Consider the following 7,191-nt stretch of genomic DNA (forward strand, 5'->3'; position numbering starts at 1 on the left):
CCCATGAGCCCGTCATCGTGAAGCTCGTGTCGGGGAGTTGAGCAGGGGGCGGGTAGATGAGGAAGTCTGCGTAGAGGATCGTCAGGTCCTCCCTGACGACCACGTACAGGCCCGGGCCGTAGGGAGTCTCCACGTAACTCCAGTTCGCGGAGCCGGACCAGAGCCTCAGGTGAGCGAGGAGGCTCCGGTCGGCGACTTCCGGAACGACGACGATAGAGGGACCGACACCCTTGAGTCCGAACGATGCCTGGAACTGGAACTTCCATCCGTTCGCTTGCACGTAGTCTGCCACACCTTCGGCCATGAAGCCCGCGGTGAGTCCCGCGAGGACGATGACCACGGCTAGGCTCGTCCTGAACTCCTTCCGCGGCGTTCCGCGTTCCAGAGTTCCCCACCGCTTGGCGAGGAAGGCCACCAGGATGATTCCAAGAGGGATGGCCAAGGGCGCGAAGCTGATGGAGTATCCGAGGACGACCGTGCAGGCATCCCCGGCATCTCCATTAATCATCGCGCGCAAGTAACTTTCGGGCCCACCGGCGAGGGTTCCGGTTCAACCGATCGTTGCATGCCGGGGGAGGGAGTCGAACCCTCTAGAAACCGATCTGCAGTCGGTCACATTAGCCGCTCTGTCACCCCGGCGCGCGCGGCCCATCTGGGCCAGGGTAATTGAACCTTTTCGAACGCCGCCTCCGCGTGGACGCGCAACCTACAACTAGCGTGCGCGGCCGGACAAGCTTTTTATGAGCGCGCCCTCTGTGCGCGACGGATGGCGGGTCCCAAGACGATCGTCGATGCGGTCCATGGCACGATTCGCCTGGAGCCGCTGATCCAAGACCTTCTGGAGACCCTCGAGATCCAGCGGCTGAACTCGATCCGCCAGCTCGGTCTCACGTACCTCGTCTTCCCGGGGGCGAACCACTCCCGGATTGAGCACTGCCTCGGCGTGAGCTGGGTCGCCAACGAGATGGCGCGTGCCCTCGATCTGTCCGAAGAGGAGCGAGAGCTCGTCCAGGCGGCCGGCCTCCTTCACGACGTCGGGCACGGGCCGTACTCCCACACCCTCGAGCACGTGCTGAGCCGGGAGCTCGCGGTGGACCACATGCACCTCACCCAGCGGTTGATCACGGGCGAGGAGGACAACGTGAGCAAGGAGGATCGCAAGGCGTTCCCCGACGTGCCGCGAATCCACGAGGTCCTCGACGCACACGGCGTCTCGCCCCGGGAGGTCGCGGCCCTCATCCGCGGACCCGCAGAACCTGGCGGCCTGTTCGGGGGCCGCGGGGTCGCCGACGAGCACCGGTACCTGGGCCAGATCATCCACAGCCCCATGGACGCGGATCAGATCGACTTCCTGTTGCGGGACGCGCACTACACGGGCGTCAGCCAAGGTCGCATCGACATCGCGCGGCTCCTCCTCACCTTGCGGCTCCACCACGGCTCCCTCGCCTTGGACTGCAAGGGCCTCCCCGCCCTGGAGGGCATGCTCGTGGCTCGCGGCCTCATGTACTCCTCCGTGTACTTCCACAAGACCGTGCGCATCGCCGAGCAGATGCTCGCCCGTGCGGTCGAGCGCTCGGAGGCCTCCATCGCGGACGTCCAGAAGATGGTGGATCACGAGCTCCTGACCTGGCTCGTGCACCAGGGCAAGTTCCAACGGGAGATCGCCCTGCGCGTCCGCTACCGCAAGCTGTACAAGCGCGTGCTCGCGTTGGACCGGGACGAGCTGTCCGAGGAGGCGAAGGCCGCCCTCGCGTCCTTCAAGTCCGCCCGCGATCGCCGCCGGATGGAGGATCGGATCGCGCGTCGCGCAGGGCTCGATCCCGGGCAAGTGATCGTGGACGTTCCGCTGCCCGAGCTCCTGATTAGCGAGCCTCGAATCGCGAAGACGGAGGTCATGATCCTGGACGATGGCGAGGCGCGTCCCTTCTCGCGCGTGAGCCCGCTGGGCCGTGCGCTTCAGCTGCGGCAGGTCACGGACTGGGTCGTCATGATCGCTGCGCCACCGGGGGCCGTGAACGCGACGCGGAAGGCGTGCCAGGCCACCTTCCTGTGATCCGCCGCATGCCTCGTCGGACCCGACCCAAAGGGGCAAAGCACGCCGGCGGCCTTTCGGCCTCCGCGGCACCACGGAGCATCGCGTGAGATCGGATTCCTCGCCGGATCGGCAACGCTACGAGGTACGTCCGCTGAAACAGCGGCGCGAGGAGAACCGCGCGTTCGACTCCGAGGCCTCGTGGCGGGAATGGCTCCGCCAACGGTACGCGAAGTACTGGTACGGAATGGGAAGCCTCCTGCTCGATGGGATGGTGGTCGGGACGATCCTGCAATATACGGACACCGCACAAGCCTGGCCCTACGTGCTCTCCGCGATCGTGGCCGTGGGGCTGGTCTACCTGGAGTTCCTGGGGCTGCGGCATTTCTGGCCGCCGAAACGCGCGTCGTGAGACGCACGCGACGATGGTCCTTTGTCAAATCGGCGGACGTTCGTCAGACACTTTTAAATAGCGTGCGCCGAATACGAGCCCACCTTGCGGGATGGGATGAACTCGCTCAGGCTGCAGGTGACGCAATGAACTCCATGCTAGAGGACGTGCTGGCCCGCGAAGGCGGAACCCCCGCCTTCGAAGACACCCGTGTCGACTCTGAGCTCGAAGAGATGCTCAGCAAGATGAAGACCAACATCAAGATCGTCGGCCTCGGAGGGGGCGGGTCGAACACGATCGCCCGCATCTACAACGAGGGCATCGTGGGCGCCGAGCTGTACGCGTGCAACACGGACGCCCAGCATCTGCTCCACATCACCGCACCCAAGAAGGTCCTCTTGGGCCGCCGCGTGACCAAGGGCCTCGGCGCCGGCGCGCTGCCCCAGATCGGCGAGGAGGCGGCCCGCGAGGCCGAGGAGGAGCTGCGGACGATCCTCCACGGATCCGACATCGTATTCACGACGTGCGGCCTCGGCGGCGGCACGGGAACGGGCTCCTGCGGCTACGTCGCCCGCCTCGCCAAGGAGATGGGCGCGCTGACGATCGCCGTCGTCACCTTGCCCTTCCGGGGCGAAGGTAAGCTCCGGATGGAGAGCGCGGAGTGGGGCCTCGAGCGCCTGCGCGACGCCGCGGACACCGTGATCACGATCCCGAACGACAAGCTCCTGGACCTGGTGCCGCGGATGTCCCTGAACAACGCGTTCAAGTTCGCGGACGAGGTCCTCATGCGGTCCATCAAGGGCCTCACGGAGATCATCACGAAGCCCGGCCTCGTGAACCTCGACTTCAACGACGTGAAGACGATCATGAAGGGCGGCGGCGTCGCGATGATCGGCCTCGGCGAGAGCCAGGCCATGGGCGAGAACCGCGCGATCGAGGCGATCGAGGAAGCGATCAACAGCCCGCTCCTCGAGGTTGACGTGTCCAGCGCGCATGGCGTCTTGATCAACGTCACGGGCGGGAACGACATGACGATCGCGGAGGCGGAGCGCGTGGCCGAGGTTGTCCAGGCCAAGGTCTCGCCGACGGCGAGGATCATCTGGGGCGCCACGGTGGACCCGACTCTCGAGCACACGCTGCGCGTCATGCTCGTGGCCACGGGCGTACGGTCCAAGCAGATCGTCGGCCGCCGAGATCCCGCCGAGGAACGCGCGAGGGTGGGCGTGGACGTCATTCACTGAGGTCGATTTCCTCCGAGAGAACGAACGAACGGGTGGCGGCGTCGCCACCCGGACACCTTTGCTTCCACCCGTGCTGGCGTCGATACCTGCAGGCTACGAGACGGAGGTCCGCGCCCGCAACTGGTGCTGAGGCTGCGCGGGTCGCGCCCAACTTGTCAATTTGGAGGGAATCCTCCCAGTTGAGGGACGGCACAGTGGGCCTGGTTCAGGGGGAACGGGGAGTCAGGAACCATTCCACGACCACGAGTGCCGCAGCAATGACCCAAACAATGAGCGCCGTGTAGAACGCCGAGCTAGCAGTGCCGGCAATCGAACTCGACTGCCCGGCTATCTGGTTCAGTTCGAGAATCACCGCCAAGAGCCCCAAGAGCAACCCAAGGTGCCCCACTGCTGACGCATTCTTTGCCACGAAGCATCGCCTCGACCTCCGACCAGGTTAGGGAGACTTAAGCGTTCCCCGCTCGTGCTAACTCATCGGTCGGGGGACTAACACGGCTACCGGATAGCCAGACTCGCTTTTGCCCCTGGAAGGCTCGAAAACCTTTATTAGCGGCCCTCCGCTACCTGGCGATTGCGGCTGCTTCGAATCGCATCTCGCGTAGCCGGAGGCCCAATCATGGACTCCATTGTTAGGGAAGTCGTCACCCGAGCGGCGGACGAGCCGCGGCTCCCGGAATCGCCCACCGCGGCGATTGGGATGGGGACCGAAGATGCCGAGCTCGAGCGCATCCTCGCGAGCCTTCGCACGAACATCAAGATCGTCGGCGTGGGCGGAGGCGGCTGCAACACGATCGATCGGCTCGTCGAGGGCGGCATCGTCGGGGCGGAACTGTACGCGTGCAACACGGACGCGCAGCACCTCCTGATCATCCGCGCACCCCACAAGCTCCTTCTGGGGCGTCGCACGACGAGAGGCCTCGGCGCGGGCGCGCTGCCCCAGGTCGGCGAGGAGGCCGCGCGGGAGGCGGGCGACGAGCTCCGGGCCGTGGTCCAGGGCGCGGACATGGTGTTCCTGACGTGCGGTCTCGGCGGCGGCACGGGCACGGGCGGAGCACCCGTGATCGCGCAGCTCGCGAAGGAGGCCGGCGCCCTGACCATCGCCATCACGACGTTTCCGTTCAAGTCGGAGGGCGCGATCCGCGCGGAGAATGCGGAATACGGCCTCGAGAAGCTCCGGAACTTCGCGGACACGGTCGTGGTCATCCCGAATGACAAACTCCTTGAACTCGTGCCGCGTCTGGCGTTGAATGCGGCCTTCAAGGTCGCGGACGACGTGCTCATGCGGGCCATCAAGGGCATCACGGAAGTGATCACGAAGCCGGGCCTCGTGAACCTGGACTTCAACGACATCAAGACGATCATGAAGGGCGGCGGCGTCGCGATGATCGGCCTCGGCGAGTCCGATTCGGAGAACCGGGCCGAGGAGGCGATCGAGGAGGCCATCAACTCGCCCCTGATCGACGTGGACATCAGCGCCGCCACAGGCGCCCTCGTGAACGTCACGGGCGGCGTGGACATGAGCGTGTCCGAGGCGGAGAAGGTCGCCGAGATCGTCCAGGGACGGATCTCGAGCAACGCCCGGATCATCTGGGGTGCCGCGATTGACCAGACCCTGGAGCACAAGCTCCGGGTCATGCTCATCCTGACCGGGGTGCGGTCCAAGCAGATCCTCGGCCCCGGGGAGCACATCCGCGGACCCGCCGCGGGCGTCGACATCGTTCGGTGAGGGCTACCACTCATGGCGGAGATTATCGAGAAGGGTTGGGAGGTCCAACGGCGCATCGAGGAGCGCCTCAAGCGCCTGGGCAAGGGGAAGTACGGCCGCATCCTGAAGATGGCCCGCAAGCCCACGTCGGACGAGTACAGCAAGGTCCTGATCATCACGGGCCTCGGCCTGATCGCCGTGGGCGCGCTCGGGTTCATCATCTACTTCATCATGCGGTACGGCGGTTCGTTCTTCGCCGGTTTGTTCGGTTGATCTAGGGGAGCGGAGACCATGGGACTGCTCGACGATCTCGCCAAGGGCGCGGAGAAGAAGCCGGAGCCCAAGCCCGAGGAGCGGCCACCCGTCGGCCATCCGGGCGTGAAGCTCGAGCTCCAGGAGGAGAAGATCACGCTCACCGCGGGCCAGGTCAAGGAGTATCCCGTCGTCGTGACGAACACGGGCACGGACGACGACACGATCCGGATCAAGGTGGACCTGAACTACAGCTCGGAGCTCCCCGATCCGCCCGAGTGGGGGATCAAGATCTGGGGCGTCGAGGACAAGCCCTGGGACGTCACGTTCACCAAGCTCGTGGAGAAGGAGATCCTCCTGATTCCCGAGGGCCAGCGCGAGCTCACGGTCCAGATCACGTGCCCCAAGGGCGCCCGGTTCGGCGACCGCCTGAACGTGGTCCTGAACGCGATCTCCAAGAGCAACCCGACCGCCTCGGACCTCAAGACGCTGAGCTTCACGGCCCGCCAGGCCGTCCTCGCGGTCAAGTGCTCCATCGGCCACGAGCGCGCGGTCGCGGACGCGCTGTTCGCGCGGGCCAAGGGAAAGGATCTCGGCGTGTTCGCGATCCTCGTGCCCGCGAACCTCCGCGGCTACGTGTTCGTCGAGAGCATGAACCCGGACCGCCTCGAGGAGCTCGTCCGCGGCGTGCGCCGCGCACGCGGCGTGGTCAAGGGCGAGGGCGAGAAGGCGGGCATCTCGTTTTCGGACATCGACCTCTACCTGACGCCGAAGCCCGTGGTCAGCGGCATCATGGAAGGGGACATCGTCGAGCTCGTCGCAGGCCCGTTCAAGGGCGAAAAGGCGCGCGTCCAGAAGATCGACGAGACGAAGGAAGAGATCACGGTCGAGCTGTTCGAGGCCATGGTCCGCATCCCGGTGACCGTTCGCGGCGACCACGTCCGCGTGCTCCAAAAAGAGAAGGAAGAGCGCAGGGAGACGTAGCGCTCGCTCCGGCCAAGCGCGGTCATCGAGGCTCGGCTGCTTTGGGTCTCTGCGTGGGCCCCGCCGCCACGAGAAGCTGGAGAACTGTATCGAGTGAGCGCACAATGCTCGTAGCTACGTCCGGCCAGTTGTACCCGTCCGGGCCTCGCCGTCGGCTCGGGAGGAGCACGGACCACGCCTCGGAGAAGACGCCCGGCACTACTGATGGCACGTGGACTGGGTCCTTTGTCCTGCACACCACCGTCAACCGCCCCAGGCTGAACTCGTCCCGCACCCGTAGCAGATTGGCTCGGACCGCGGAATCATGCCGTGCGCGGAGCACATAGACGCCATCCTTCAAGTATCCCGTCAGGAGGGTGCCCAAGGCGTCAAAGCCGGGGGCAGCGTGGGATCCATCCGGGTTGAAGAAGAGGTAGAAATGGAGTTGCATCACGTTGTTCCAGACAATGTAGCTCCCCATGCGGACAGGGTGAAAGTAGACGCCGTTGTCAAAACGCGCAACGTGGCCGCCCTGGGGCGTCTGGCCAAACGTGACCATCCGGCTCGACAGGTCAGGAAGTAGATTCTCGAACTGACCCACGTGCAT

8 protein-coding genes and 1 tRNA gene are annotated in these 7,191 nt (G+C 65.5%); 6 read left to right on the forward strand and 3 right to left on the reverse strand.

Features of this window, described 5'->3' with window-relative positions; translation table 11 throughout:
- Positions 1 to 508, reverse strand: a 508-nt coding sequence (locus tag VEY12_03800; GenBank protein ID HYM39257.1) for a hypothetical protein, incomplete at its 3' end; no start/stop codon positions are given.
- 58 nt (positions 509 to 566) lie between these two features.
- Positions 567 to 639, reverse strand: a tRNA-Cys gene (locus VEY12_03805).
- 127 nt (positions 640 to 766) lie between these two features.
- Here VEY12_03805 and VEY12_03810 point away from each other — a divergent pair.
- From VEY12_03810 to VEY12_03835, 6 genes are all read left to right on the forward strand, one after another.
- Positions 767 to 2,053: an HD domain-containing protein gene (locus tag VEY12_03810; protein ID HYM39258.1), complete on the forward strand. Its 1,287-nt coding sequence runs from the start codon at positions 767 to 769 to the stop codon at positions 2,051 to 2,053.
- 85 nt (positions 2,054 to 2,138) lie between these two features.
- Positions 2,139 to 2,444 carry a hypothetical protein gene (locus tag VEY12_03815; protein HYM39259.1) on the forward strand — a complete coding sequence of 102 codons (306 nt, stop codon included), beginning with the start codon at positions 2,139 to 2,141 and terminating at the stop codon, positions 2,442 to 2,444.
- A gap of 125 nt (positions 2,445 to 2,569) precedes the next feature.
- A complete protein-coding gene (gene ftsZ, locus VEY12_03820; protein ID HYM39260.1) occupies positions 2,570 to 3,664 on the forward strand; it encodes a cell division protein FtsZ in 1,095 nt (364 codons plus the stop codon).
- Between the two features lie 616 nt (positions 3,665 to 4,280).
- The gene (ftsZ, locus tag VEY12_03825) at positions 4,281 to 5,390 is read left to right on the forward strand and encodes a cell division protein FtsZ (protein ID HYM39261.1); all 1,110 of its coding nucleotides are present in this window, start codon (positions 4,281 to 4,283) and stop codon (positions 5,388 to 5,390) included.
- Positions 5,391 to 5,402: 12 nt separating this feature from the next.
- Positions 5,403 to 5,642 (forward strand): protein translocase SEC61 complex subunit gamma, encoded by a 240-nt coding sequence (locus tag VEY12_03830; GenBank protein HYM39262.1) that lies wholly within the window; start codon positions 5,403 to 5,405, stop codon positions 5,640 to 5,642.
- An 18-nt stretch (positions 5,643 to 5,660) separates the two neighbouring features.
- On the forward strand, positions 5,661 to 6,605 hold the full coding sequence (locus tag VEY12_03835) for a transcription elongation factor Spt5 (protein HYM39263.1): 945 nt from the start codon (positions 5,661 to 5,663) through the stop codon (positions 6,603 to 6,605).
- A 22-nt stretch (positions 6,606 to 6,627) separates the two neighbouring features.
- Here the strand turns inward: VEY12_03835 and VEY12_03840 are convergent.
- Positions 6,628 to 7,191, reverse strand: a 564-nt coding sequence (locus VEY12_03840; GenBank protein HYM39264.1) for a hypothetical protein, incomplete at its 5' end; no start/stop codon positions are given.

Source organism: Thermoplasmata archaeon, from assembly GCA_035632695.1.
Classification (GTDB): domain Archaea; phylum Thermoplasmatota; class Thermoplasmata; order RBG-16-68-12; family RBG-16-68-12; genus RBG-16-68-12.